At 63.8% G+C, this 24536-nt stretch carries 27 protein-coding genes; 15 read left to right on the forward strand and 12 right to left on the reverse strand.

What is annotated here, in order from left to right; translation table 11 throughout:
• Positions 1-27: 27 nt before the first annotated feature.
• On the reverse strand, positions 28-1056 hold the full coding sequence (locus M2267_RS18075; protein ID WP_429115973.1) for an aldo/keto reductase: 1029 nt from the start codon (positions 1054-1056) through the stop codon (positions 28-30).
• A gap of 117 nt (positions 1057-1173) precedes the next feature.
• Here M2267_RS18075 and M2267_RS18080 point away from each other — a divergent pair, with 117 nt between their 5' ends.
• Complete coding sequence (locus tag M2267_RS18080) at positions 1174-2079, forward strand: LysR family transcriptional regulator (RefSeq protein WP_429115975.1); 906 nt, start codon at positions 1174-1176, stop codon at positions 2077-2079.
• A 9-nt stretch (positions 2080-2088) separates the two neighbouring features.
• Here the strand turns inward: M2267_RS18080 and M2267_RS18085 are convergent, their stop codons facing one another.
• The 3 genes from M2267_RS18085 to M2267_RS18095 all read right to left on the reverse strand — a co-directional run bounded on the left by M2267_RS18085 (position 2089) and on the right by M2267_RS18095 (position 5514).
• Complete coding sequence (locus M2267_RS18085; RefSeq protein ID WP_429115977.1) at positions 2089-2484, reverse strand: DUF779 domain-containing protein; 396 nt, start codon at positions 2482-2484, stop codon at positions 2089-2091.
• 151 nt (positions 2485-2635) lie between these two features.
• Entirely contained in the window at positions 2636-4144 is a 1509-nt protein-coding gene (adh, locus tag M2267_RS18090; protein ID WP_429115978.1) for an aldehyde dehydrogenase, read from the reverse strand.
• A gap of 413 nt (positions 4145-4557) precedes the next feature.
• Entirely contained in the window at positions 4558-5514 is a 957-nt protein-coding gene (locus tag M2267_RS18095; RefSeq protein ID WP_429115980.1) for a helix-turn-helix domain-containing protein, read from the reverse strand.
• Positions 5515-5762: 248 nt separating this feature from the next.
• On the opposite strand from M2267_RS18095, the gene M2267_RS18100 reads away from it, so the two are divergent.
• The 6 genes from M2267_RS18100 to M2267_RS18125 all read left to right on the forward strand — a co-directional run bounded on the left by M2267_RS18100 (position 5763) and on the right by M2267_RS18125 (position 13042).
• The gene (locus M2267_RS18100) at positions 5763-6944 is read left to right on the forward strand and encodes a benzoate/H(+) symporter BenE family transporter (RefSeq protein ID WP_429115982.1); all 1182 of its coding nucleotides are present in this window, start codon (positions 5763-5765) and stop codon (positions 6942-6944) included.
• A 155-nt stretch (positions 6945-7099) separates the two neighbouring features.
• A complete protein-coding gene (locus M2267_RS18105; RefSeq protein ID WP_043618116.1) occupies positions 7100-7708 on the forward strand; it encodes a 50S ribosomal protein L25/general stress protein Ctc in 609 nt (202 codons plus the stop codon).
• A 260-nt stretch (positions 7709-7968) separates the two neighbouring features.
• On the forward strand, positions 7969-10353 hold the full coding sequence (locus M2267_RS18110) for a putative bifunctional diguanylate cyclase/phosphodiesterase (RefSeq protein WP_429116304.1): 2385 nt from the start codon (positions 7969-7971) through the stop codon (positions 10351-10353).
• 116 nt (positions 10354-10469) lie between these two features.
• Positions 10470-11204, forward strand: a complete 735-nt coding sequence (locus M2267_RS18115) for a substrate-binding periplasmic protein (protein ID WP_043618119.1) — start codon at positions 10470-10472, stop codon at positions 11202-11204.
• Between the two features lie 67 nt (positions 11205-11271).
• Positions 11272-11991, forward strand: coding sequence for an aminoacyl-tRNA hydrolase (gene pth / locus M2267_RS18120; protein ID WP_429115984.1), 720 nt, complete (start codon positions 11272-11274; stop codon positions 11989-11991).
• Between the two features lie 142 nt (positions 11992-12133).
• Positions 12134-13042, forward strand: a complete 909-nt coding sequence (locus M2267_RS18125) for a squalene cyclase (RefSeq protein WP_429116305.1) — start codon at positions 12134-12136, stop codon at positions 13040-13042.
• A 35-nt stretch (positions 13043-13077) separates the two neighbouring features.
• Here M2267_RS18125 and M2267_RS18130 read toward each other — a convergent pair whose 3' ends face one another.
• Positions 13078-13707, reverse strand: a complete 630-nt coding sequence (locus tag M2267_RS18130) for a TetR/AcrR family transcriptional regulator (RefSeq protein ID WP_429115986.1) — start codon at positions 13705-13707, stop codon at positions 13078-13080.
• Positions 13708-13826: 119 nt separating this feature from the next.
• Here M2267_RS18130 and M2267_RS18135 point away from each other — a divergent pair, with 119 nt between their 5' ends.
• Together M2267_RS18135 and M2267_RS18140 are read left to right on the forward strand one after the other, a co-directional pair.
• Complete coding sequence (locus tag M2267_RS18135; protein ID WP_429115987.1) at positions 13827-14387, forward strand: GFA family protein; 561 nt, start codon at positions 13827-13829, stop codon at positions 14385-14387.
• Positions 14371-14673, forward strand: a complete 303-nt coding sequence (locus M2267_RS18140) for a DUF6958 family protein (RefSeq protein WP_043618126.1) — start codon at positions 14371-14373, stop codon at positions 14671-14673. The genes M2267_RS18135 and M2267_RS18140 overlap by 17 nt, the downstream gene beginning before the upstream one ends.
• 54 nt (positions 14674-14727) lie before the next feature.
• Here the strand turns inward: M2267_RS18140 and clpS are convergent, their stop codons facing one another.
• Positions 14728-15039: an ATP-dependent Clp protease adapter ClpS gene (gene clpS, locus M2267_RS18145; RefSeq protein WP_043618175.1), complete on the reverse strand. Its 312-nt coding sequence runs from the start codon at positions 15037-15039 to the stop codon at positions 14728-14730.
• A gap of 150 nt (positions 15040-15189) precedes the next feature.
• The gene (locus M2267_RS18150) at positions 15190-15756 is read right to left on the reverse strand and encodes a hypothetical protein (protein WP_429115989.1); all 567 of its coding nucleotides are present in this window, start codon (positions 15754-15756) and stop codon (positions 15190-15192) included.
• A 191-nt stretch (positions 15757-15947) separates the two neighbouring features.
• Here M2267_RS18150 and ychF point away from each other — a divergent pair, with 191 nt between their 5' ends.
• Positions 15948-17051 (forward strand): redox-regulated ATPase YchF, encoded by a 1104-nt coding sequence (gene ychF, locus M2267_RS18155; RefSeq protein ID WP_429115991.1) that lies wholly within the window; start codon positions 15948-15950, stop codon positions 17049-17051.
• Positions 17052-17110: 59 nt separating this feature from the next.
• Here ychF and M2267_RS18160 read toward each other — a convergent pair whose 3' ends face one another.
• On the reverse strand, positions 17111-18217 hold the full coding sequence (locus M2267_RS18160; protein ID WP_429115993.1) for a hypothetical protein: 1107 nt from the start codon (positions 18215-18217) through the stop codon (positions 17111-17113).
• Positions 18218-18406: 189 nt separating this feature from the next.
• Between M2267_RS18160 and M2267_RS18165 the strand changes: the two genes are divergently transcribed.
• The 3 genes from M2267_RS18165 (at position 18407) to M2267_RS18175 (ending at position 19681) form a co-directional block, all read left to right on the forward strand.
• Positions 18407-18859, forward strand: coding sequence for a MaoC family dehydratase (locus tag M2267_RS18165; protein WP_429115995.1), 453 nt, complete (start codon positions 18407-18409; stop codon positions 18857-18859).
• Entirely contained in the window at positions 18859-19329 is a 471-nt protein-coding gene (locus M2267_RS18170; RefSeq protein ID WP_429116308.1) for a MaoC family dehydratase, read from the forward strand. Before M2267_RS18165 ends, M2267_RS18170 begins: the two co-directional genes overlap by 1 nt.
• A 139-nt stretch (positions 19330-19468) precedes the next feature.
• Positions 19469-19681 (forward strand): hypothetical protein, encoded by a 213-nt coding sequence (locus tag M2267_RS18175; RefSeq protein ID WP_043618136.1) that lies wholly within the window; start codon positions 19469-19471, stop codon positions 19679-19681.
• 45 nt (positions 19682-19726) lie between these two features.
• On the opposite strand, the gene M2267_RS18180 is transcribed toward M2267_RS18175, so the two are convergent.
• Complete coding sequence (locus M2267_RS18180) at positions 19727-20272, reverse strand: adenine phosphoribosyltransferase (protein WP_429115997.1); 546 nt, start codon at positions 20270-20272, stop codon at positions 19727-19729.
• Between the two features lie 194 nt (positions 20273-20466).
• Here M2267_RS18180 and M2267_RS18185 point away from each other — a divergent pair, with 194 nt between their 5' ends.
• The gene (locus M2267_RS18185; RefSeq protein ID WP_034788815.1) at positions 20467-20652 is read left to right on the forward strand and encodes a DUF1059 domain-containing protein; all 186 of its coding nucleotides are present in this window, start codon (positions 20467-20469) and stop codon (positions 20650-20652) included.
• A gap of 88 nt (positions 20653-20740) precedes the next feature.
• Here M2267_RS18185 and M2267_RS18190 read toward each other — a convergent pair whose 3' ends face one another.
• The 3 genes from M2267_RS18190 to M2267_RS18200 are packed head-to-tail and all read right to left on the reverse strand — an operon-like array spanning position 20741 to position 23249.
• Positions 20741-22000 (reverse strand): CCA tRNA nucleotidyltransferase, encoded by a 1260-nt coding sequence (locus M2267_RS18190; protein WP_429115999.1) that lies wholly within the window; start codon positions 21998-22000, stop codon positions 20741-20743.
• A complete protein-coding gene (locus M2267_RS18195) occupies positions 21997-22629 on the reverse strand; it encodes a CoA pyrophosphatase (protein ID WP_043618142.1) in 633 nt (210 codons plus the stop codon). Before M2267_RS18195 ends, M2267_RS18190 begins: the two co-directional genes overlap by 4 nt.
• Complete coding sequence (locus M2267_RS18200) at positions 22626-23249, reverse strand: DUF1285 domain-containing protein (protein ID WP_429116000.1); 624 nt, start codon at positions 23247-23249, stop codon at positions 22626-22628. Before M2267_RS18200 ends, M2267_RS18195 begins: the two co-directional genes overlap by 4 nt.
• Positions 23250-23522: 273 nt before the next feature.
• On the opposite strand from M2267_RS18200, the gene M2267_RS18205 reads away from it, so the two are divergent.
• A complete protein-coding gene (locus M2267_RS18205) occupies positions 23523-24536 on the forward strand; it encodes an AAA family ATPase (RefSeq protein ID WP_429116002.1) in 1014 nt (337 codons plus the stop codon).

A 24536-nucleotide genomic window follows, 5' to 3' on the forward strand; every position in this document is an offset into this window, starting at 1 on the left:
GCCGGCGTTTTTCGTTGCCGAACGCGATTACGTCTCCAGCGCCTGCGCCAGCGGCTGGTCGACGAGGTTGTCGATGAACCAGTTGGGATAGACGGGCACCGGCACGGTCGCTGCATCGAGCGCCGAGATCTCCGCTTCCGTGAGCACCAGATCCGCCGCGCCGAGATTGTCCTTCAGCTGGTGCGGCTTGGAAGCGCCGAGCAGCACGCTGGTCACCGCTTGTCTCGAAAGCAGCCAGGCGATCGCCACCTGGGCGACGCTCGCTCCGTGTGCGCCGGCGATGCCGCGCATGCGCTCCACCAGCTTGAAGCCCTGCTCCTTGTCGAAGGGCAAAATGTCGAAGCCGGAATAGCGGTTGTCCGGATCGCCGAGATTGTCGCGGGTGTACTTGCCCGAAAGGAAGCCCGAAGCGAGCGGGCTCCAGACGGTCAGCCCCAGCCCATAGCGCTGCATCATCGGAATGACATCGCGCTCGACGTCGCGGCCGAGCAGCGAATAGTGCATCTGGCCGTGGCTGAAAGGTGTCAGCCCGTTGGCCTTCTGGATCTCGGCTGCTGCCGCCACCTTCCAGGCCGACCAGTTGGAAAGGCCTATGTAGCGCACCTTGCCGGAGCGCACGACCGCATCGAGCGCGACAAGCGTCTCCTCAAGCGGCGTATGCGGGTCTTCCTTGTGGACGATGTAGACGTCGATCCAGTCGGTACCGAGCCGCTGCAAACTCTGGTCCACCGACCAGAGGATATGGCGGCGCGACAGACCGGCCTGGGTCAGCGGCGTCCCCGTGCGGAAGCCGACCTTGGTGGCGATCACCACCTCATCGCGATGGGACTTGAGCGCCGCACCCAGGATCCGTTCCGACTGGCCGGAGGCATAGGCGTCGGCCGTGTCGAAGAAGTTGATGCCGGCATCGAGCGCCTGCCCGACAAGGGCGCCGGCAGCTTCGGCATCGGTCTTGTAGATCGCGCCGAGGCTGCGGTCGCCGGCGGTAAAGGTCATCGCCCCGAAGGCGAGGCGCGAGACCACCAGGCCGGTATTTCCAAGCGTCGTATATTGCATGTCGATCTCCATCCTCTGCGAGACAGGTTGCTATTGGACAGACCATGCCAAAATGGATTGCCGCGAAAAACCGATGCTCCCTTGATAGGCTTGGAAGAATTGCTTCATAATCAGCAGATGGCGAACGACCCTTTCAACGGACTAAGAGAATTTCTGGCGGTGGCGGAGGCAAACAGCTTTACCGCGGCGGCGGCGACGCTCGGCGTCACGCCCAACGCCGTCAGCCAGACGATCAGGGCGCTCGAAGCCCGCCTCGGCCTGCAGCTCTTCGTGCGCACCACCCGGCGCGTCGCGCTCACCGAGGCAGGCCTTGCCTTCCTGAAGCGCGTGCGTCCGGCAGCCGCCGAGATCGCGGACGCCTACGAGTTGCTCGGCGACTTTCGCGACCGGCCGATGGGCAATCTCCGGCTGACCGTGCCGCGCATGGCGATCCCGCTGGTGCTGACGCCGCTCCTGCCGCGCTTTCGCCAGGCCTATCCTGATGTTTCCGTCGAAGTCTCCATCGACGATGCGGCCGTAGACATCACCGAACACGGCTTCGATGCCGGTATCCGCATCGGCGAAGCGGTCGAGCGCGACATGATTGCCGTCCGGCTGACGCAGGATATCACCTGGGCCGTGGTCGGCTCGCCCTCCTACTTCGTCAAGCACGGGCGGCCGGCAACGCCCGAGGAACTGACGCGCCACGAAGCCATTCGCTATCGTTATCCGGGATCCGGCACGATCTACCGCTGGGAGTTCGACCGCGAGGGACGCGACGTCTCGGTTGATGCTCCGGGCGCCCTTACCGTCAACGACTTTCAGATGCTGGTGGAGATGGCCGAGGCCGGCACCGGGCTTGCCTATCTCCCGGATCTTTCGGTGCGGGATGCCGTCACGAGCGGCCGCCTTGAACGGGTGCTTGAGGCCTATCTCCCGACGTCGCCGGGTCTCTTCATCTATTTCCCGGCCAAGGCGCAGACGCAGCCGAAGCTGCGGGCCTTCCTCGACCTGGCGGCAAAAGTCATGCGGGAACGGAAATAGGCCCGCGACCTACCGTCCGCGGAAGACGACGGCACAAGCCTCGCCGCCGCCAAAAAGCCGCGAGCGCGTCAGGAAGCGCCTCTCCCGTCCGTTGTCCAGCGAGAACATGCCGCCCCTGCCCGGCACCACGTCGATGATCAGTTGCGTGTGCTTCCACACTTCGAACTGGCTGGCGCTGATATAGACAGGCACCCCGCCGATCTCGCCGAGCTTCACATCATTGTCGCCGACGATGTAGTCATCAGCCGGATAACACATGGGCGACGAGCCGTCGCAGCAGCCACCGGACTGGTGAAACAGGATATCGGGGTGATCCCGCTGGATTTCGGCGATGAAGGCGAGCGCCGCATCGGTCGCCAGCACGCGCGGCTCGTCTCCGTCGGCTCCCGTCAGTTCCGTGGACATTTGCGCGCCTCGCTGTAGATTGCGGTCAATGGGCCGGCTGAGGCGCGGGTGGAGAGCACGCCTCAGCCGTCGATCAAGCCGGAGGGAAAGGTGGAGAATACCGTCCCTCCGGCTCCTCACCTTCCCCAGGCGGCGGGGAAGGCAGATCCGATCAGAAGAAGCCGAGTGCCTTGGGGCTGTAGCTCACCAGCATGTTCTTGGTCTGCTGGTAGTGGTCGAGCATCATCTTGTGCGTCTCGCGGCCGATGCCGGACTGCTTGTAGCCGCCGAAGGCCGCATGGGCCGGATAAGCGTGATAGCAATTGGTCCAGACGCGACCGGCCTGGATCTCGCGGCCGAAGCGGTAGCATCGGTTGGCGTCGCGGCTCCAGACACCCGCCCCGAGGCCATAGAGCGTGTCGTTGGCGATCTCCAGTGCTTCTGCCTCGGTCTTGAAGGTCGTGACGGAGACGACGGGCCCGAAGATTTCCTCCTGGAACACGCGCATCTTGTTGTGTCCGCGAAACACCGTCGGCTTGACGTAGAAGCCTTCCGACAGCTCGCCCTCGAGCACGTTGCGGCCGCCGCCGGTCAGCACTTCGGCGCCTTCCTGCTTGCCGATGTCGATATAGGAGAGGATCTTTTCGAGCTGTTCGCTCGACGCCTGTGCACCGATCATCGTGGCGCTGTCGAGCGGGTTGCCCTGGCGGATCGCCTCGACGCGTTTCACCGCCCGCTCCATGAAGCGGTCATAGATGCTCTCCTGAACCAGTGCCCGGCTCGGGCAGGTGCAGACCTCGCCCTGGTTCAGCGCGAACATCGCAAAGCCTTCGAGCGCCTTGTCGAAATAGTCGTCGTCTTCGGCAAGCACGTCGGCGAAGAAGATGTTCGGCGACTTGCCGCCAAGCTCCAGCGTAACGGGAATGAGGTTCTGGCTCGCATATTGCATGATCAAGCGACCGGTCGTCGTCTCGCCGGTAAAGGCAATCTTGGCGATGCGCGGGCTGGTCGCAAGCGGCTTGCCGGCTTCAAGGCCGAAGCCGTTGACGATGTTGAGCACGCCCGCCGGCAAGAGATCGCCGACGAGATCGGCCCAGACGAGGATCGAGGCCGGCGTCTGTTCGGCCGGCTTGAGCACGACGCAGTTTCCTGCCGCGAGCGCCGGCGCCAGCTTCCAGGCGGCCATCAGGATCGGGAAGTTCCAGGGAATGATCTGGCCGACGACACCGAGCGGCTCGTGGAAGTGATAGGCGACGGTGTCGTGGTCGATCTCACCGATCGAACCTTCCTGGGCGCGGATGCAGGACGCGAAGTAGCGGAAATGGTCGATGGCGAGCGGAATATCGGCGGCCATGGTCTCGCGGATCGGCTTGCCGTTGTCGAAGGTTTCGGCCCGCGCAAGCAGTTCGAGATTGTCCTCCATGCGCCCGGCGATCTTCATCAGGATGTTGGAGCGCTCGGCGGCCGACGTGCGCCCCCATTTCTCCCGCACCGCATGGGCAGCATCGAGCGCCAGCTCGATATCGGCGGCATCCGAGCGCGCCACCTGGCAAAGCACACCACCGGTCACCGGCGTCGTATTGTCGAAGTAGCGCCCAGCCACCGGCTCGCGCCACTGGCCACCGATGAAGTTGCCGTATTTCTGCTTGAACGGGCTTTCGACGATCTTCTGATGCAACATGGTCATTCCTCCCTGAGACCCAGCAATGGAGCTGTGGGAGGAAGGTGCGACCGAATGTGCGTCTTCGATAGTGAGGCGCAAGCGGCTGCCCCGCAATCTGTTTCAGATATGAGACAGCTTGGTTCGATCGAGCGTGCTGCAATGCAGCAAGGCGTGAACGGAGTGCCGGCGCCGCCCCTCATCCCCCTGCCGGGACCTTCTCCCCGTGATCACGGGGAGAAGGGGGGCAAGCCGCGCACTCTGAGCCAAACAGCTACCTGGCATTCATCTGCCCGGCATCTCAGGGGGCAAACGCCGTCACTGGCTTTATGAAACCAACCCGGCGGCACGTTGTGTGGCTGCCACCGGCCACGTCCCCTCTCCCCGCGTGCGGGGAGAGGGCTAGGGTGAGGGGCAACCCTCGCCGGGACGGATCAATTCACCTGGAGCCGCTTCATCTTGCGGTAAAGCGTAGCGCGGCTGATGCCGAGCAAGTCGGCTGCCATGGAGACATTGCCGTTGGCGCGCGACAACACGCGACGGAGCGCCGCACGCTCCGCATCCGGAAGCTCGCCGGCATCACCCGACGTATCTTCCCGCAGCAGATCGGAGGCCGGAACGCCGGCAGCGATGCGTTTGTCGTCGAGGTCGAGCCATTGCCGGGCCGCGCGGGTTGCGCCGAGCACCAGGTCGTCGCGGTCTACGGCGAGCAGCGCGGGGCCGGCGCGGTCGACCGGCACCAGCACGATGCGGGCACTGGCAAAGGCGCGTCGGAAAAGCCCGGCCTCGATGCGCGCGGCCGCGTCGCGCACGGCCTGCGACAGGAGCGACATGGTCATTTCGGAGGCGTCCGCTCGGCAGGTGGAGATATCGATGGCCGCGGCCAACCGGCCGAGATGGTCGCGGATCGGCGCCGTGGTGCAGCTGAGGCCGATATTGCTGCTGAGGAAATGCTGGTCGCGCTGGATGACGACGGCGCGCTCGTCGGCGATCGCGGTGCCGATGCCGTTGGTGCCGACGCTTGCCTCGCTCCAGACCGTACCCGACCAGAGCCCGACATCGCGAAAATCGGCATCGTCGCCGACGGCGCCGCGGCGTTCCAGCGCCACGCCCTTGTCGTCGGTCAAAAGCAGGCAGCAGCCGGCCCGGCCGACGGTGGCGAACAGCCGGTCGAGTTCACCGCCCGCTTCCAGGATCAGCTCGGCCGACCTCTGCCGGGCAAGCTCGAACTCCATGCCGGACAGTCTGAGCGGCTGACGCCCCTCCTCAGGTGCCAGCCCATGCAGCGTCATGCACCGGCGCCACGAAGCGGCGATCGGCGAACTGGCAGCCGCCGACGGCTGGTGCGCAACCTTGTAGACATAGTCCGAATGTTCCCTGACGGCAGCCATCGGCTTCCTCCCTGAAAGCGTCGTCCGGCGAAATGTCGACACGGCCGATCTCCCAAGCGAGCCGCATCCACGGGGCCACTATAGCCGTCGTTTTCCGCGAAGGTCCAGCCAGACGAAGGTTCGAGAACCGGCGCCCGTCAACGAGTTTGATCGGTGGATCACGCCGCCGATATCGACAGAGCGCCCGAATGTGCTACGCGAAAGGATCAAATTGCCGCGACTCAACCTCACAACAGCCGGTTGCCGCTATGCTTCGTGACTTTTCGCTCCAGAGCCTGTTCATGGGCCTGCTGATCGCCTTCGTCGGCTTCGCCAGTTCCTTTGCCGTCGTGCTACACGGCCTGACCGGCGTCGGCGCCAGCGAAGCGCAAGCCGCCTCCGGGCTGATGGCGCTGTCGATTTCCATGGGCCTCTGCGCCATTGTCATCAGTGCCGTGACTCGGCTGCCGGTCAGCATCGCCTGGTCGACACCCGGTGCTGCGCTGCTTGCGAGCGCCGGCGTCGTCGAGGGCGGCTTCAACGCGGCCGTCGGCGCCTTTCTCGTCTGCGGCCTGCTCGTCGTGATCGCCGGCCTCTGGAAACCGCTCGGCCGGCTGGTCTCCTCCATCCCGGCGCCGCTTGCCAACGCGATGCTGGCCGGTGTCCTGCTCAGCCTCTGCTTCGCGCCGGTCAAGGCGATCGCCTTCAATCCGCTTTTCGGCCTGCCGATCCTCATCGCCTGGGCGCTGGTCGGCAGCATCAACAAGCTCTATGCGGTGCCGGCCGCGCTGATCGCCTTCGTGTTCGTCATCACCTTCGGCGTCGAAATCCCGGCCGGCGCCTTCTCCGCCCTCTCATCGGCGCTGGTACCGACCGTCGAATTCGTGGTGCCGCAGTTCAATGTCGCGGCCATGATCAGCATTGCCCTGCCGCTCTTCATCGTCACCATGGCCTCGCAGAACATTCCCGGCATCGCCGTTTTGAAGGTCAACGACTATCATCCGGAACCCGGGCCGCTGTTTGCGACGACCGGCGTCTTTTCGATGTTGAGCGCCCCCTTCGGCGGCCATGCGGTCAATCTGGCTGCAATCACCGCCGCCATGTGCGCCGGCGGCGATAGCCATCCTGATCGCAACCGGCGCTACTGGTCGGCGATCAATGCCGGCGCCTTCTACATTCTCTTCGGCCTCCTGGCCGGCGTCGTCACCACCTTCGTCAGCCTTGCACCGTCGGTCCTGATCGAGGCGGTGGCGGGCCTTGCCCTCGTCGGTGCCTTCGCCGGCTCCGCCATGGCCGCCTTCACGGACGCAAAGACCCGCGAGGCCGCGGCGATCACCTTTTTGGTGACTGCGTCCGGCGTCAGCTTCGGCGGTGTTTCCGGCGCCTTCTGGGGTCTGATTGCCGGCGGGTTGATGCTGGCACTTGCGCGTTTCACCGCTAAAAAGAGCTGAAACCGCGGCAAAGCTTGCATTTGCAGGGGATCTCGTCTAAGGAGCGCCCGTCCGCGTAGACACCCTTGGAGGCAACGCGGATGAAGTCCTTGCGGCTTCAGTTCTTCCGCATGGCGGTCGAACTCTCCAGCATTAGACATTAGAAAGGTCTATCCATGAGCCACGCATCCTACGAGCTCAAGGCCGAGACGCGCGAACGGGTTGGTAAGGGGTCCTCCCGTGAACTTCGTCGCAACGGTCTTATCCCGGCTGTCATCTACGGTGACAAGCAGGCCCCCCTTTCCATCGCGCTCTCCACCAAGGAAGTGACGATGAAGATCCACGCCGGCGGTTTCATGACCACCGTTGCAACGATCGACGTCAACGGCGAAAAGATCCGCGTCCTGCCGAAGGACTACCAGCTGGATCCGGTCCGTGACTTCACGATGCATGTCGATTTCCTGCGCGTCTCCAAGGACAGCCAGGTTACCGTTGCAGTTCCGGTTCACTTCGAAAACGAAGAGAAGTCCCCGGGCCTCAAGGCTGGCGGCGTTCTCAACATCGTTCGTCACGACGTCGAACTCAACGTTTCGGCCAACGACATTCCGGAATTCCTGACCGTTGACCTCTCCGGTCTCAAGGTCGGCGACGCCATCCACATCTCCAACATCAAGCTGCCGAAGGGCGCGACCCCGGTTATCACCGACCGCGACTTCACCGTTGCAACGATCGTTGCTCCGGCCGGTGGCGTGAAGGAAGAAGCTGAAGGCGAAGCAGAAGCCTGATTGGCCTCTGGGCGACCGGCGAAAGCCGGTCCCGCCGCACTTCATTCAAGAGCCCGTCCCATTCGTTTGGGGCGGGCTTTTTGCATTGGCGATAGCCCTCCGGTGCCCGAATGCATCTATGCCGTGCCCCACGAATTATCATGAAGCGATTTCAGCAACATTTAAGGTTTTGATGATGTTCTTCTGACGGGGAAATTGGGCTTGTCTGAAGAGAATTCTGATATGAGATGGGTGGCAGCTGCTTCTGGGGCGTGCATGCGATGATGCACTCCGTGGAGAACCGGTTTATTGCGATTGTCTGCGGCGCGATGCTCGTCTTCATTGCCCCGCTGCTTGCACTCTTTCTCAGCATCTCGAGCGATCGCATCGCACGCGAGCGCCTGCACAACATCGAACTGTTGATGGCTGCAAGCGCCGAGGCGCTCGGCAAACCGATCTGGGACTTTGACAGCGACGGCATCAAGCACATCGCCCGCTCGCTGATAAACGGCACCGACATCCTCTCCGTCACCATTCGCGACCAGTCCGGCTCCATCCTCGCGCAGCTGCCGATGGGCGGCGTGCAGCCGAGCACCAAGGACCGGGTTCTCATCCTGCCCATTTCCTACCAGTCGGTGGATGGCATGAAAGAGGTCGGACGCATCGAAGTCAGGGTTCCGACGCCGGGTCTGCTGTCGCAATTCAGCAAGGACGAGCTGGCGATCCTCGCCATCCTGCTCTTTGCGGTCGCGATCGTTTTCGCCGCAGCGCTCGTCGGCAATCGCTTCACGGTGATGCGCCCGCTGATGCGCCTGACCGCCGCGATCGAGGCCACCCGCCGGCTCGGGTCTCGCCACCGCGTCGACTGGACCTCCGACGACGAAATGGGCGCGCTTGCCGCCAACTTCAACGAGATGCAGGACCGCCTCGAGCGCGAAGAGACCGAGCTGAAGAACGCCCACGAGCGCGTCACCGACATCTACAACCTGACGCCGGCCATGCTGTTTTCACTGGATGTCGACGGGCGCCTGCTCGCCGTCAGCGACTACTGGCTGCTGGCGACCGGGTACAGCCGCGACGACGTCGTCGGCCGCGACTTCATCGATTTCGTCGATCCGCACTGGCACGAGACCTATCGCAGCCATGCCAAGACGATCGCCGTTGCCGATCATGCGATCCGCGAAGTGACCGTCCCCTTCCGCAAGGCGGACGGCGAAGCGATGACCGTGCTGATCCAGGAGACGAAGGCCACCGGCGAAAGCAGCCTGTCGCTGTCTGTCATGACCGACGTGACCGCGCTGAAGCAGGCGGAAAGCCGCAACCACACCCAGGCGATCACCGATCACCTGACCGGCCTGTTGAACCGCCAGGGCTTCGAGGCCGCGCTCGACGAGGCGATCATCCAGGCCGACCAATGCGCCATGCAGCTCGGCTGCCTGTTCATCGACCTCGACCGCTTCAAGTGGATCAACGACAATTTCGGCCATGCCGCCGGCGACGAAGTGCTGCGCCAGACGGTCGAGCTCATTCAGGCCGCCCTGCCACATGGCGACATCATGGCCCGGCTCGGCGGCGACGAATTCGCCATCCTGCTTTCCGATCCGAACGCCGCTACTCTGGCGGCCGAAATCGCCGAGCGCATCGTCACGGCACTGCACGAACCGATGGCGATCGCCGGCAACGAGCTTTTCGTCAGCGCCAGCGTCGGCATCGCCGTCTACCCGACCCATGCGGAAAACGCCTCCGACCTGCTGCTGAAGGCGGACATGGCGATGTATGCCCGCAAGCACGACGGCAAGAACGGCCTGCAGGTGTTCGACGCCGGCATGCTCGACGCCTCGCGCGAGCGCCATGAGATCGAGCAGTGCATCGAAGCCGGCCTGAAGGACGACCACTTCGAAGCGTGGCTGCAGCCGATCGTCAGCCTCGCCGACGGCCAGATCGCCGGCTTCGAGGCCCTGATGCGCCTCAACCACCCGGAAAAGGGCCTGATGCCGCCCGGCAAGATCATCGGCATCGCCGAAGAAACCGGCATGATTGCCCGCATCGGCGATCAGATCCTCGAAAAGGCGATACGCCATCTGGCGGCGATCTCCGAGCTCGACGGCACCCAGAACACCTATCTCGCCGTCAACTTCTCGCCGCTGCAGTTCGAGCTGACACTGCCGCACAAGCTCGCCGCCCTGCTCCTGAAGCACCATATCTCGCCGAGCCGGATCGTCGTCGAGATCACCGAAGCGGTGCTGATGCTCGACAATCCCGAGGTCCACTCGGTGCTGAAGCAGCTCAACGAATTCGGCTGCCGCATCGCTCTCGACGATTTCGGCACCGGCTACTCGTCGCTGAGCTACCTCAACCGTTTCCCGGTCGATATCGTCAAGGTCGACCAGTCCTTCACCCGGTCGCTGAGCTCCGGCACCGCCGACATCCGTCGCAAGAGCCGCATGCTGATCAAGGGCATCCGCACGATCTCGCACCAGATGGGCTGCACCGTCGTTGCCGAAGGCATCGAGACCAAGGAGCAGTGGCAACTCTTGCGCAAGCTCGGCGTCGATTGCGGCCAGGGCTACCTCTTCAGCCGGCCGATGCCGGTCGACCGGATGCTGACCATGCTCGAAAGCGATTCCGAGGCAAAGGCGGCTTCCGCACCCAGCATGCGGGCATGAGTGCACCCACCTGGTTCCCTGGGGCGCGGGAGGCTTCGGGGGCTCAAGGTCGAGCACGAGCCGGGGATAGAAAGAAGGATCCGTCGCAAGGCGGACGCAGAAGAGGAGGAAAAGATGTGAAGGCGCTGATCGCAGCATTTTTCCTCGGCCTCGTAACGACGGCCGAGGCCCAGACGATCAAGTTCGTCACCGAGGAATATCCGCCTTACAACTTTTCGACCGAGGCCGGCCCGAGTGGTGCGGCCGTCGACCAGATCAAGCTCATCATGGAGCGCCTGAAGCAACCCTATACGATCGAGGTTCTGCCCTGGGCGCGGGCTTTCATGCTGGCCGAGACCGATCCCGCCTATTGTGTTTTCACCACCGGCCACGACGCCGAGCGCGACGGAAACTTCCAGTGGGTCGAGCCGCTGCTGATCGACCACATGGTCATGGTCCGGCAGGCCGGATCCGCCATCGCGCCCAAATCGCTGGAGGACGCGCAGCAATATACCGTCGGCACCCAGCGCGAGGATTTCTCGGCGTCCTATCTCAAGGAGCACCGCTTCCCCAAGATCGACTATGCCGCCAATCTCGATTCCAGCCTGAAAAAGCTGCTCGCCGGCCGGGTCGATCTGTTGATGACGTCCGAGAAGACCTTCGAAAGCATGCGTACCGAAGGCAAACCGGTGGAGGCCGCGCTGGTGCTGGAAGGCAAGCTCTACGGCATCGCCTGCCACCGCGACTTTCCCCGCGATATCGTCGCGGCCATGCAATACGAACTCGACCGGCTGATCGGCAACGGCACCCAGGATGTGATCTTCAAGCAATACGGGCTCAAGCCCAATGCCAGCCTGCAGGCGGAGAAATAGGCGTTGACTTCCGGGGGGTGCGGTGTTTTTGGATGGCATCACCCCGAAATCATGAATGCGCAGCACCATGTTGATCATCGTAGGGCTTGGCAATCCAGGTTCGAAATACGCCGCCAACCGGCACAATATCGGCTTCATGGCGGTTGACGTCATTCATCGCCGGCACAGCTTTTCTTCCTGGTCGAAGAAGTTCAAGGCCGAGATCGCCGAGGGCGATATCGGCGGCGAGCGCGTTCTGTTGATGAAGCCGCAGACCTACATGAACCTGTCCGGCGAAGCGGTCGGCGAGGCCATGCGCTTCTACAAGCTGCAGCCGAAGGACATCACCGTCATCTATGACGAGCTCGACCTGCCGTCCGCCAAGGCGCGCATCAAGGTCGGCGGCGGCCATGGCGGGCATAACGGCATCAAGTCGATCGACGCCCATTGCGGCAAGGACTACCGGCGCATGCGCCTCGGCATCGGCCATCCCGGCGTCAAGGATCTGGTGCACGCCCATGTGCTCGGAGATTTCGCCAAGGCCGACCAGGCCTGGCTGGTACCCCTGCTCGATGCCATCGCCGACAATGCCGATATGCTGGTACGTGGCGAGGATTCGCAACTCCTCAACAAGATCGCGCTAGCGACCGGCGGCAAGCCGGAGGCGGAAAAGCCTGAAGGCCCGAAGAAGCAGGGTGCGCAATCGCATGTCCATCAGGCGCGCAATTCCGCCCAACCGAAGAAGCTGCCGGTGACCGGCCCCATGGCCGACATGCTGAAGAAGATGTTCGGCTCGAAGAACGACTAGCTTCCCCTATCCGCAAAGCGCCCTAGCTTGTGCGGTCGGAATGGGTCAGATCGACCCGATGGCATAAGTCTGGAGCACGCCCGTGGCCGACGCGGTGATTGACTGGCTTCTCGCATCGGATCCCGCAATCCGCTGGCAGGTGATGCGCGACCTGCTGGACGCTCCAGTGTCTCTGTGGAAAGCCGAAAGGGCCAAGGTGGAGACCGAAGGCTGGGGCGCCAGGCTTCTCTCGCATCAGGACGATGACGGCCAATGGGCGGGCGGCGCCTTCATCCCCGCCGGTTTCGACGAGCACGAGTGGACCGCGCAGGGCCAACCCTGGACGGCAACCTGCTTTTCGCTGTCGCAGCTCCGGGAATTCGGTCTCGACCCTTCGTCCGATCGGGCCCGACGAACCGTCGACCTGATCGGCGCGAATTCCCGCTGGGACGAAGGCGGCCAGCCCTATTGGCAAGGCGAAGTCGAGGAGTGCATCAACGGCCGCACCGTTGCCGACGGGGCCTATTTCGGCGTCGACGTTTCGCCGATCGTCGAAAGGCTCGTCGGCGAGGTCCAGGCCGATGGCGGCTGGAACTGCGAACGGGCAAACGGTTCGCTCCGGTCTTCCTTTGCCACCACCATCAACGTGCTCGAAGGCTTGCTTGGGTTCGAAATGGCGACCGGTGGCACGCCACAGTCGAAGGCGGCGCGCCGGGCCGGCGAGGATTACCTGCTCAAGCGGCATCTGTTTCGCAGCCTGAGCACGGGCGAAGCCGCCGACAAACGCTTCCTGTGCCTTTGCCACCCGAGCCGCTGGCGCTACGACATCCTGCGGGCGCTCGATTACTTTCGTGCCGCGGCGCTCTTTTGCCATGCGGCACCCGATCCACGGCTCAGCGAAGCGATCGACCATCTGCGCTCAAGGCAGCTCGAACGCGGCGCATGGCCACTCGACTGGCGCCCCGCCGGACGGGTGTGGTTCGACATCGACGACGGGGTCGACGCCCCTTCGCGGTGGGTGACGCTGAAGGCTATGCGCGTGCTCAAGTGGTGGGACGCCCACGTGCGGTGAAGACCGCGCGCCTGAGCGCAACCCGCGGCCATCCATCACCCCGGCTTATGGGCCGCCAGAAAGATCCGCACCGCCTCGGCCGCATGGGCCCGCAGCACCTCCGGCGTCGGAATGGCGCCGTCGCCGAGCAGCATGGCGTCATTGACCGGCCCGCCCATGACCAGCCAGTTGAAAAAGCCGCCAGCGACATCTGCATCCTTCACCCGGATGTCGCCCTTCTCGCCATAGCGCTTGAACGCGACCGCCAGCCGCCGGATCGAGCGCATGGGCCCGCGCTCGTGCAGCGCCTCGCCAAGCTGCGGAAAGCGCTCCACTTCGGCGATCACAAGGCGGCGAACCTGCATCAGTCGCGGCGTCATGACGATCGTCAGCAACTGCGTGGCATAGTCGAGCAGGAAGTCCTCGATCGGCTCGTCGCCATCGGGGTCGGCCACCTGCTCCTGGAACTCGTCGCCGGCTCCCCCTGTCATGCTGCGCACGACTTCGAGAAACAGCGCCTCCTTGTTGTGGAAGTGGGAATAGACCGTCTGCTTCGACACCTCCGCCGTCGCGGCGATCTCGTCCATGTTGGTGCCGAGGAAGCCGTGCTTGAGGAAGAGATCGCTGGCTGCGGCCACGATCAGTTTGCGGGTGCGCTCCATGCGCGTCTTTGCGCCGTTGCTCAAGCCTGCCCTCCCCCTGCCGTATCTCGCCAAATCACTCGGCTTGCAGAATAGGCCAGTCGGATTGACAAATCAAACTGGACGGTCCAGTCTAGTTAGTGAAGCCAGATCAGGAGATGGCCATGGCCAAACCACAGGGAAGACATCGCATTGCCGCCTGCCGCTGCGGGCTGGTTGCCTTTGAAGCCGTCGGCGAGCCGATCGTCGGCGCCGCCTGCTACTGCACCAGTTGCCGCACCGCCGGCGAGCGCTTCGAAGCCTTGCCGGAGGCGTCGCCGGTCATGGAAGCCGACGGCTCGACGCGCTTTGCGCTCTACCGCAAGGACCGGATCCGCTGCATCAGGGGCAGCGATCTCCTGCGCGAACACCGGCTGACGCCGGAGGCGCCGACGCGCCGGGTCATCGCCAGCTGCTGCAACGCCGCCATGTTCCTGGAATTCAAGGGCGGTCATTGGCTGAGCGTCTACAATCAGCGTTTTGCCCCAGACGAACAGCCGCCGCTGGAAATGCGCACGATGACGAAGGACCGCAGGGCCGGCGTCGAGTTTGCCGACACGCTACCGAGCTACAAGACCCATTCGGGCCGCTTCATGTGGCGGCTATTGACCGCCTGGGCGGCGATGGGATTCAAGGCGCCGAAGATCGACTATGTGAAAGGCGAGGCCAATGGCATCCCCGGCTGAGAAGATCGAGATCGAAAACATCGTCTCGCCCGGCCACAAACATCGCGTCGATCGGGTGAAATACGAGGCGATGCGTGAAGCCCTGCTCGCGGTGCTGCCGCCCTCAGCACCCGGCCTGAGCGTGGCGGAAGCGAAGGAGCGGCTGCTGCCGTTGCTGCCACAGGACCTTTTTCCCGAGGGCGCGAAGGCGGGCTGGTGGCTGAAGGCGGTTCAACTCGATCTCGAGGCCAAGGGCACGATCGAGCGCGAAGCGAGCAAGCCGCTTCGCCTGCACCGGAAGGCGTGAAGCCGGCCGGCCGCGGGGCATCCCTCCGGCCGCCACGCCTATTCATGAGGCTTGTTATTCCTCTGGCTCTGTGGTGAAAAGCAGCGGGAAGCCCGCTTCCTTGGCGAGGTCGGTTGCTTCCTTGGCCTTGGTTTCGGCGATGTCGCGGGCGCAGACGACCACCACGCAGCTTCCCATCTTGTGGGCGGTCATCATCACCCGGTAGCCCGCCTCCTCGCTCATATGGAACACGGCCTTGAGCACGCCGACGACGAACTCGCGCGGCGTGTAATCGTCATTGAGCAGCATGACCTTGTAAAGCTTCGGCCGCTCGAGCTTCGGCTTCACCTTCACTTTAACTTTTCTGGCAACCTCGTTGTCACTCATCGGAACCACCCCGTTGATGACAGATTGGCTGGCGCTGCCGCGGCTCGCCTTGCGGACAAGGCCGTCTCGGCGCACCGGCCCCGTCGGCGCACTATCCTACGGCCGCAGTGGCCGATCAAGCAAAAGCAGGCGCACGGACGCAGGCGGAAATCAACGCTTTGCCCAATAGCCGACGAACATCGATGCCGCTTCGTCATAGGAGCGGGCTTTTTCCAGCGCCGCCCTTGCCTCTTGCTTGCGCGCCAGAAGCGCATGGAAGAAGCAATGCACGAAAAGCGGCGCGTCCGCCCCTTCGGGCGAGCCGTCAGGCGCAACGTAGAGGGCGGCCCCTCCCTTTTCGACGAAGGCTTCGCCGTAGCGCTTGCCGCCGGTCTCGCAGCAGGTGCTGAGCACGATCTTGCCGTCAAGCCTGGCGTGTTCGGCGATAACGGCTGGCGGCAAGCTGCCCTCGACCAGCATCGATGTGTCGATCTCCTCGATATAGTCGCCAAAGACGAAACCGTTCTCGTCGCCGTGTCCGGAAATGATCAGGTGCTGGTGCACCAGCTCGCCGCCGGCAAGCAAGGTCAGGAAATCCCCGGGCGTTCCCGGCAGATGCAGGGTGACGACGGCGCCCATGCTTTCGAGCGTCGCGCGGATCAACAGCGCCTCGAGCGTATCGCCGATATCGACGACGGCAACCGGCACGCGCGGGAACATGAACTTCTGGTCGATCAATGCGGAAATCCTCAATAATGTCCTGGCCGCCGAGCAGGTCGACGGAAAGCTGAGCGCATATGCGGCCCGAAGAGCACCGGTTCAACGGGCGTGGCCCCTTATTTACCGTGAACAGGGCCTGCGCCCTTGACCGGGGAGCGCCCTTCCCGCATAGCCACGCCAACGGAATTTTAAGATACGGACGAGACCCCATGGGCTTCAAATGCGGTATTGTCGGACTGCCGAACGTCGGCAAGTCCACGCTCTTCAATGCACTCACCAAGACGGCAGCGGCGCAAGCGGCCAACTATCCCTTCTGCACCATCGAGCCGAACACCGGCGAAGTGGCGGTGCCGGATCCGCGCATGCGCAAGCTTGCCGACATCGCCAAGTCGAAGGAAATCATCCCGACGCGCATCTCCTTCGTCGACATCGCCGGCCTGGTGCGCGGCGCGTCGAAGGGTGAAGGCCTCGGCAACCAGTTCCTCGCCAACATCCGCGAAGTCGACGCCGTGGTGCACGTGCTGCGCTGCTTCGAGGATGACGACATCACGCACGTCGAAGGCCGCATCAACCCGGTCGCCGATGCCGAGACGATCGAGACCGAGCTGATGCTCGCCGACCTCGAAAGCCTCGAGCGCCGCACCGAGCAGACCCGCAAGCGCGCCGGCGGCAAGGACAAGGACTCCGTTGCCCAGCTGCCGATCATGGAAGCTTCGCTGAAGCTTCTGCAGGACGGCAAGCCGGTTCGCACGATGCTCGCCAAGCTCGACGCCGAAGAACTGCGCATTCTGCAGGGCCTGAACCTTTTGACCGCACACCCGGTTCTCTACGTCTGCAACGTCGCGGAAAGCGATGCGGTCGACGGCAACGAGCACACCCGCGCGGTTGCCGAAATGGCAAAGGCACAAGGCGCCGAGAGCGTTGTCATCTCGGCAGCGATCGAATCCGAAGTGGCCCAGCTGCCGGAAGAAGAATCCAAGGAGTTCCTGAGCGCACTCGGTCTCGAAGAAGCCGGTCTCGACCGCCTGATCCGTGCCGGCTACAAGCTGCTCGACCTCATCACCTATTTCACCGTCGGTCCGAAGGAAACGCGCGCCTGGACAATCCAGCGCGGCACCAAGGCGCCGCAGGCGGCCGGCGTCATCCACACTGACTTCGAGCGTGGCTTCATTCGCGCCAACACCATCGCCTATGAAGACTACATCGCGCTCGGCGGCGAAGTGGGCGCCAAGGAAGCCGGCAAGGCCCGCGACGAAGGCAAGGAATACGTCGTCCAGGACGGCGACGTCATCCACTTCCGCTTCAACACGTAAGACCTGCCGGTCCGATCCCGCACTCAAGGCGCGGGATCGGAGCGCATCAGAACTTGATACTACGGCGCGGCATGCAACCGCGCCGTTATCGTTTCCGGCAAGAGGTCGATGACCATGCGGCGCAGCCGCTGCCAGAAAATGCCGATGAACAAGACGGTCACCCCGACGACAGCAAGGGCGATGAAGACGTAGCTGTCGAGCGACGCATTGGTCTTGCTCAACACAGTCCAGATCGCACCGCCAAGCGACAACAGTCCCGATGTGACGAAAGCGCGCCGGTCGATGACGAGCCCGACCAGCATGAACACGGCGACGATCACGATTGCGGAAGCGGCCTGATTGAAGCTTGCCTGCCCGTCCCACCATGTTGCGCCGCCATTCGCCAGGAACACCAGGCCCATCAACGAATAGAGCAGCGCCGGCGCGGCTGCCAGGTGCAGCCAGAAGGCGATGTCCGAACGGGTGGTGAGCCGCTGAGGATCCGAAAAGTCGTAGCGCATGGCGATCGCGAACACGGCCATCGCCCCCACGAACAAGGTCAGCGGAAAGAGCAGGACGTGGTCGGGGTTGGCAACGTCGATACCGAAGACGTTCTGGAAGGCGATGAGCACCGCCACCACGCAGAGCATCGCGATCGACAGCACCAGGCCGGCCAGCGCCAGAGGAACGCGGTAGCGCCAGTAGAACAGCGCCAGCGGGATCGGGAAGGCAGCAACATAGGCCAGGCCGAAGGTCAGGGGGTGCCAGGCATCCCCGTGATCGTCCACGAACCACATCGAGGTCATTGCGACCCAATGAACGAGCGCGAGCGTCAGCACCACCGAAGGCAGCGCCAGACGCTGGCGCCGCACAAGAATTTCCGCAAGCACGAGAATGACGGGCAGCGTTGCGAGCGGGCCGGTCAGGCCCCACAAGCCGATGAGGACCACCACGACGCCGATCGTGATCAGGATATCGTGGAAGCCTCTGATGAAGCGGGGCTGTTCGCTGTCTTCCGCCGCCCGCGCATCGAGCGCGGCGTCGGCCCTGTCGGCCGCGGCATCCGATGCCACTGGTCCGAAACGGAAGCCACGATCGGCGAGATACACTTCGAGATCGCGCACCTGATGCGCGGAGATGATGCCTTTTTCGGCTGCGCCCGCGAGCGCTCTGTTCAGTTCGGTCACGCGCTTTCCTCAATCAAGACACGAGCGGATGGGACGGATTGTCAGCTGGTTGCATGGACAAGAGCCAAGCGCAACCGGGAAACGTCGCGGGAGGACCTGCGATGTTGCCTATGTCCGCGCAAATCGATTCCGCTTGCGGAAATTATGCAGTAGGTAATGCGGCAACAAATCAGACGGGACAAGGCAAGCATGCTCTACTTCGAGGATTTTTCCGAAGGCCGGCGGTTCGACTACAAGCCGGTCGAGATGAAGCCGCCGGAGATGATCGCGTTTGCCAGCGAATTCGACCAGCAGCCGATGCATCTTGATGAAGAGGCGGGAAAACGCAGCATCTTGGGCGGTCTCGCCGCCTCCGGCTGGCACACCAGCGCCATCGGCATGCGCATGATGCTCGACGCCTTCATGAGCAATTCCACGTCCCAGGGCTCGCCCGGCATCGATTTCATGGACTGGAGGAAGCCGGTCATTGCCGGCGACGTGCTCTCGGGCTTCAGCCTGGTGATCCAGGCGCGCCGTTCGAAGTCGAAACCGGATCTCGGCATCGTCAAGTTCCGCAACGAAATCAACAACCAGGCCGGCGAGCCCGTGGCGGTTTCCGAATGCTCGGTTCTCTTTCGCTGCCGCGACAAGGGCAACGCCTGATGATGACGATGGAAGAATTCTACGCGGCCAAGAACCGGACCGTGATCGGCAGTCTGACCTTTACGGCCGAGGACATCATCCGCTTTGCCACCGATTTCGATCCCCAGCCCTTCCATCTCGATGCGGAAGCGGCGCGGCATTCGCTGTTTGGCGGCCTCTGTGCCTCGGGTTGGCATACCTGCGCCGGGTGGATGCAGTGCTTCGTCAAGTTCTGGCGAAACGAGCAGCGACGGCTGGCGGCCGAGGGCCTGAAGGCGCCGAACCTCGGCCCCTCACCCGGATTTCGTGACCTCAAATGGCTGAAGCCGGTCTATGCCGACGACACGGTCACTTACTTCGTCACCTTCCTCGAAAGCCGTTCGCTTGCCTCAAAACCCGGCTGGCGGATCAACACGATCCTGTGCGAAGGCGAAAACCAGCACGGCGAGGCGGTGATCCGTTTCGAGAGCAAGGTCATCGAGTTCGTCTGACCGGATCAAACCGGCCAGGCGCCATCATTTCTTAAAATCGCCTTCCGCCGGATGTAAACTCCCGGGTTACAGGTTGCGCGCCCTCAGCCGCGCCGAAGCGGCTTCGGGGCAAGCGACCATTGCTAGCGGAGGAGCGGCTATGGAAAGAACCCACGCCCGCGAACTGGCGGACGAATATCTGCGTCTTGGCGGTCACCGACGCGTCGTCATCGATGATAACGAGACATCGGTCCGAAGCTGGGAAGACGAGCCGCCGGAAGCCGAAAAATTCTGGCTCACCGAAGTGGAGACATTGTCGCCGGCAGCCCAGCGCGAAGTGCAATTGATGCTGCGGACGATCAACCGCATGTAGGCCAAGGAAGGGCGCGGTTCTCCGCACCCATCCCGCAAGGACCGATCAGTGGCCGTCGAACTCGATCAGCGTGCGGACATTGACGCCGAGCGCTTCGAGTTTCTTGCGCCCGCCGAGTTCAGGCAGGTCGATAACGAAACAGGCAGCGACGATCTCGGCGCCCATCTGCTTCAGAAGCTTGGTGGCCGCTTCCGCCGTGCCGCCGGTCGCGATCAGGTCGTCGACCAGGATCACCTTTTCGCCCGGCCGGATCGCATCCTTGTGCATTTCCATCTCGTCGACGCCGTATTCCAGGCTGTAGGCGATGCGCACGGTGTCGTGCGGCAGCTTGCCCTTCTTGCGGATCGGCACGAAGCCTGAGGAAAGCTGATGCGCGATCGCGCCACCGAGGATGAAACCACGCGCCTCGATACCGGCGATCTTGTCGATCTTGGTGCCGGCATAGGGATGCACCAGTTCGTCGATCGCGCGACGGAAGGCGCGCGGATTGCCGAGCAAGGTGGTGATATCGCGAAACATCACGCCCGGCTTCGGATAGTCAGGAATGTTCCGGATGGCGGCAATCAGTTCCGATTGAACGGTGGAGGTCATGGGCAAAAGGGCCTTTGCGTCTCTTGTTACCGCAAACCCATAACACCAACGGCCCGCTTGTCTATAACGGTTTCTTGTCGCGCGTTCGGCGGGAACAATTGGCCGTGCCGGGGGTTGATGCTACTCTGACCGTGCGGTCGCCCGACCGGCGCGCCGCGCTCTCGCATCAAACTTACACAGGGAAGGAAGCAACCATGCGCCTGTTTGAATGCGGTTCCCTCGTCCCGGGCTGCGAATGGCACACCCGCGCCGACAACGATGCCGAAATCGTGCGCCGCGTCGTCGATCACATGCGCGAAACGCACGGCGAAACCGTCATCCGCGAAAACATGATCGACAACATCAAGGCCCGGATCACCGACGAGTCCAAGGCGGCTTAAGCCGTCCTCAAGGCGGCGTGAGCCGTCCGGCCAAGGCGGCATAGCCGTCCGGCCAAGGCGGCATAGCCGTCCGGCCAAGGCGGCCTGATCAGGACGGCTGCACCATGGCTTCGAGCCGGGCGACGAGGTTTGCCCGGTCGAGATTGAAGTTACGCTCGATCCAGAGGTTCTCGAGTTCGCCGAGGATCTCGCCCACCCGCGGGCCGGCCGGCACACCGGCCTTCAGCACATCACCGCCGTTCAACGGAAAGCTGGGCCGCTTGAAGGCCTCGGCCCGCGCCAGAAGACGGCGCAGCGAAGCAGTCTCGGACAAGAACGCCGGATCGCCTTCCGACTTGCGCCGCGCCGTTGAGAGCGCCAGCCGCAGCCGCACGACAATGCCTTCCACCCCATGACGATAGAGCAGCCGATCGAAGGCCGTGTCGACGGTCGTCGCCGGGACCGCGGGCGCCTTGGCCCAGCGGTTGAAATAGGCAGCCTCCGCTTTCGACACACGCAAACGCTCCGCCATGGCCTCCAGACGCTCCTCGTCCGGCGGCACGATCGCGGAAAGGCGCAGAAGCGGAGCCGGCTTCCAACCGAAGGCCCGCTCGGCGGCAACGAGTTCCGGGATCGCGTCGATGCCCCATTTCTCGGTTTCCGGCAGGATTTCGGTGAGCACGCCGGCCTGGCGCATCCAAAGCAGCGCGCGGCCGGGATCATCGGCCGAAAGCAGCTTCTTCGTTTCCGCCCAGACCCGCTCGGCCGAAAGCGTTGCAAGCTTCGAGCGCGCACGGGCACAGGCACGCAAGCCGTCGGCATCCGGCCGACCGCGGCCGTAATGCGCGAAGAAGCGGAAGAAGCGCAGGATGCGCAGATAATCTTCGGCGACCCGTTCGCTGGCATCGCCGATGAAGCGCAGCGTGCGCGTTTCGATATCGGCGAGACCGCCGACATCGTCGAAGACCTCGCCGCGGTCGTTGGCGTAGAGCGCGTTGATGGTGAAGTCCCGCCGCTCGGCATCCGCCTTCCAGTCGGTGCCGAAGGCGACTTCGGCGCGACGGCCGTCGGTCGCAACGTCACGGCGCAGCGTCGTCACCTCATAGGGCATGCCGTCGATGACGAGCGTCACCGTGCCATGATCGATGCCGGTCGGCACCACCTTGATGCCGGCCGCCTTCGCCCGCTCGGCGACCTCATCGGGGCGCCAGGTGGTTGCCATGTCGATATCGCCGGCCGGCAAGCCCATCAGGCTGTTGCGCACCGCACCGCCGACGACCCGGACTTCGCCGCCATCGACATTGAGCACATCGAAAACGCGACGCAGAGAGGGCGTCGAGAACCAGCCTTCGCCAGCAACCGAGGTCATGCATAAAGCCTTTCATAGAGCATGCGCAGAATTCCGGCGGTGATACCCCAGATGTTGCGGCCGCCATAGGGCATCCGGTAGAAATGCCGTTCCTCGCCCTGCCAGTGGCCGCTGCCGCGGTCGTGATTGCCGGGGTCCATCAGGAACGACAGCGGCACCTCGAAGACGCTTTCGACCTCTTCCGGGTTGGGCACGAGCTCGAAGCCGGGCTTGACCACCGCCAGCACCGGGGTGATGCGGAAACCGGACATGGCCATGTAGTGCGGCAGCCGGCCGATGGTTTCGACGAAGCGCGGATCGAGGCCGATCTCTTCCTGCGCCTCGCGTAGCGCTGCGACTTCGATCGACCGGTCTTCGGGGTCCACGGCACCGCCCGGAAAGGCGACCTGGCCGGAATGCTTTCGCAGGCTGGTGGTGCGTTGGGTGAGGATAACCGTCGCATCGTCGCCGTCGTCGACAACAGGCACCAGGACTGCAGCGTCCTTGAGCTTCAGCGTCTCCAGATAGGGCACCATGCCCGGGTTGAGCAGAAAGTCGCCGTGCTCGCGCCAGGAGGTCTCGATCGGCCCGCCCATCTGGGTCAGCGCCCGACGACGAAACTCGTCGGCTGAGAAGGGATGCGCATTCATCGGGAGAGCGCTTCCAGCTCGGCCGCCGGCATGATCGGGAAGACCGCGCCGCCCGAGCGCACGCAGAACGTCTCGGTGCCGTCGATCGCGACCGTTTCGCCCAGCTCGACGATGTCGTACATGACCGGCCGCGACACCAGGGCTTCCAGCCGCCCGCGCACATGCAGGTAAGGCTTCAGCTCGCGGTTCTCGCCATGGATGACGAAGCGCAGCGGATGCTCCGCCCCGGCTTCGACCACGTCGCCGACATTGGTGCGGAAGGTCAGGACCTGGCCCTTTTCCCCCTCGGTCACACTCATCTCGACAGCGACGAAGGGCGCGTCGACGGTGCGGATTCCGACCTTTTCCACAGGCGTGACGAGATAGGTGCGCCCGTCCTCGTCCTTGCGCAAAACGGTGGAAAACAGCCTGACCAAGGGCTGCCGGCCGATCGGCGTGCCCAGATAGAACCAGGTGCCGTCGGCGCGGATCTCCATGTCGATGTCGCCGCAAAACGGCGGATTCCAGCGGTCAACCGGTGGCAGGCCGCGCGCTTTTTCGCCGGTCTGTCCGGCGGCACGCGCAATCAGGGCCGCCAGTCCGGCCGCATCGCCGGTTTGCTGAATTTCGGCTTCTGCCATTGTTCCGTCCCGTTTGACCTCGATTTTGCATCGAGACCTTTGATATCTCACGAGATAGTGCGTCGGCGCCGACTTGTCAGCCGTCCGGCAGGGTCTAAATTGGATTTTGGCGACTGAAATCCCGGCTACCGCATGATTCCTTAAATCGGGATCGATCTAAGGAGAGGTGTCTTGCGGCGGCTCAATATTACAGCGAGCCTGGCGCGCTCTATAAGGACGCGCGGCGCTGTAGGGGCGATTCGGTTTAACAACGGGCGACCGGGGAGTATGACCATGAGTGTGATGAAGGGCGCGGCTGACGCGATCGACGAGAAGGCGATTGTCGCTGCGGCCGAAAGTGCGCTGGGCGAAATCGCCCGGGTGCGTGCGGAAGTCGGCAAAGTCATTTTCGGCCAGGAAAGCGTCGTCGAACAGACCCTGCTCGCGGTCCTTTCCGGCGGCCATGCCCTGCTCGTCGGCGTTCCCGGCCTTGCCAAGACCAAGCTCGTCGCCACGCTCGGCACCGTGCTCGGGCTCGATTCCAGCCGCGTGCAGTTCACGCCCGACCTGATGCCCTCGGACATCCTCGGCTCCGAAGTGATGGACCAGGATGCGGCCGGCCATCGCTCGTTCCGCTTCATTCCCGGACCGATCTTCACGCAGTTGCTGATGGCCGACGAAATCAACCGCGCCTCGCCGCGCACACAGTCGGCGCTGCTGCAGGCCATGCAGGAGTACCACATCACCGTTGCAGGCGCCCGCAAGGACCTGCCGCAGCCCTTCCATGTGCTTGCAACGCAGAACCCGCTTGAGCAGGAAGGCACCTATCCCCTGCCCGAAGCGCAGCTCGACCGCTTCCTGATGCAGGTCGACGTCGGCTATCCGGACCTTACTGCCGAGCGCCAGATCCTGCTCGAAACGACAGGTGTCGGCGAAGCGACGGCCCACCCGGTCATCGATGCCGCCCGGCTGCTGCAGATCCAGAGCCTCATCCGCCAGATGCCAGTCGGCGAGAAGGTGGTCGACGCGATCCTGTCGCTGGTGCGCTCCGCCCGTCCGGGCAACGGCAATGCCGCGACCGACAAGAACGTCGCCTGGGGCCCAGGCCCGCGCGCCGGTCAGGCGCTGATGCTCTGCGCCCGCGCCCGCGCGCTCTATGACGGCCGCCTGGCGCCGTCGATCGACGACATCCTGGCGCTGGCCGAGCCCGTCTTGCAGCACCGCATGGCGCTGACCTTCGCCGCCCGCGCCGAAGGCATGACCGTGCGCGACGTCGTCGCCGATCTGGTGAAGCAGGCCAGAGGCTGA

The sequence above is a fragment of the Ensifer sp. KUDG1 genome (assembly GCF_050434285.1).
Lineage (GTDB): Bacteria > Pseudomonadota > Alphaproteobacteria > Rhizobiales > Rhizobiaceae > Ensifer.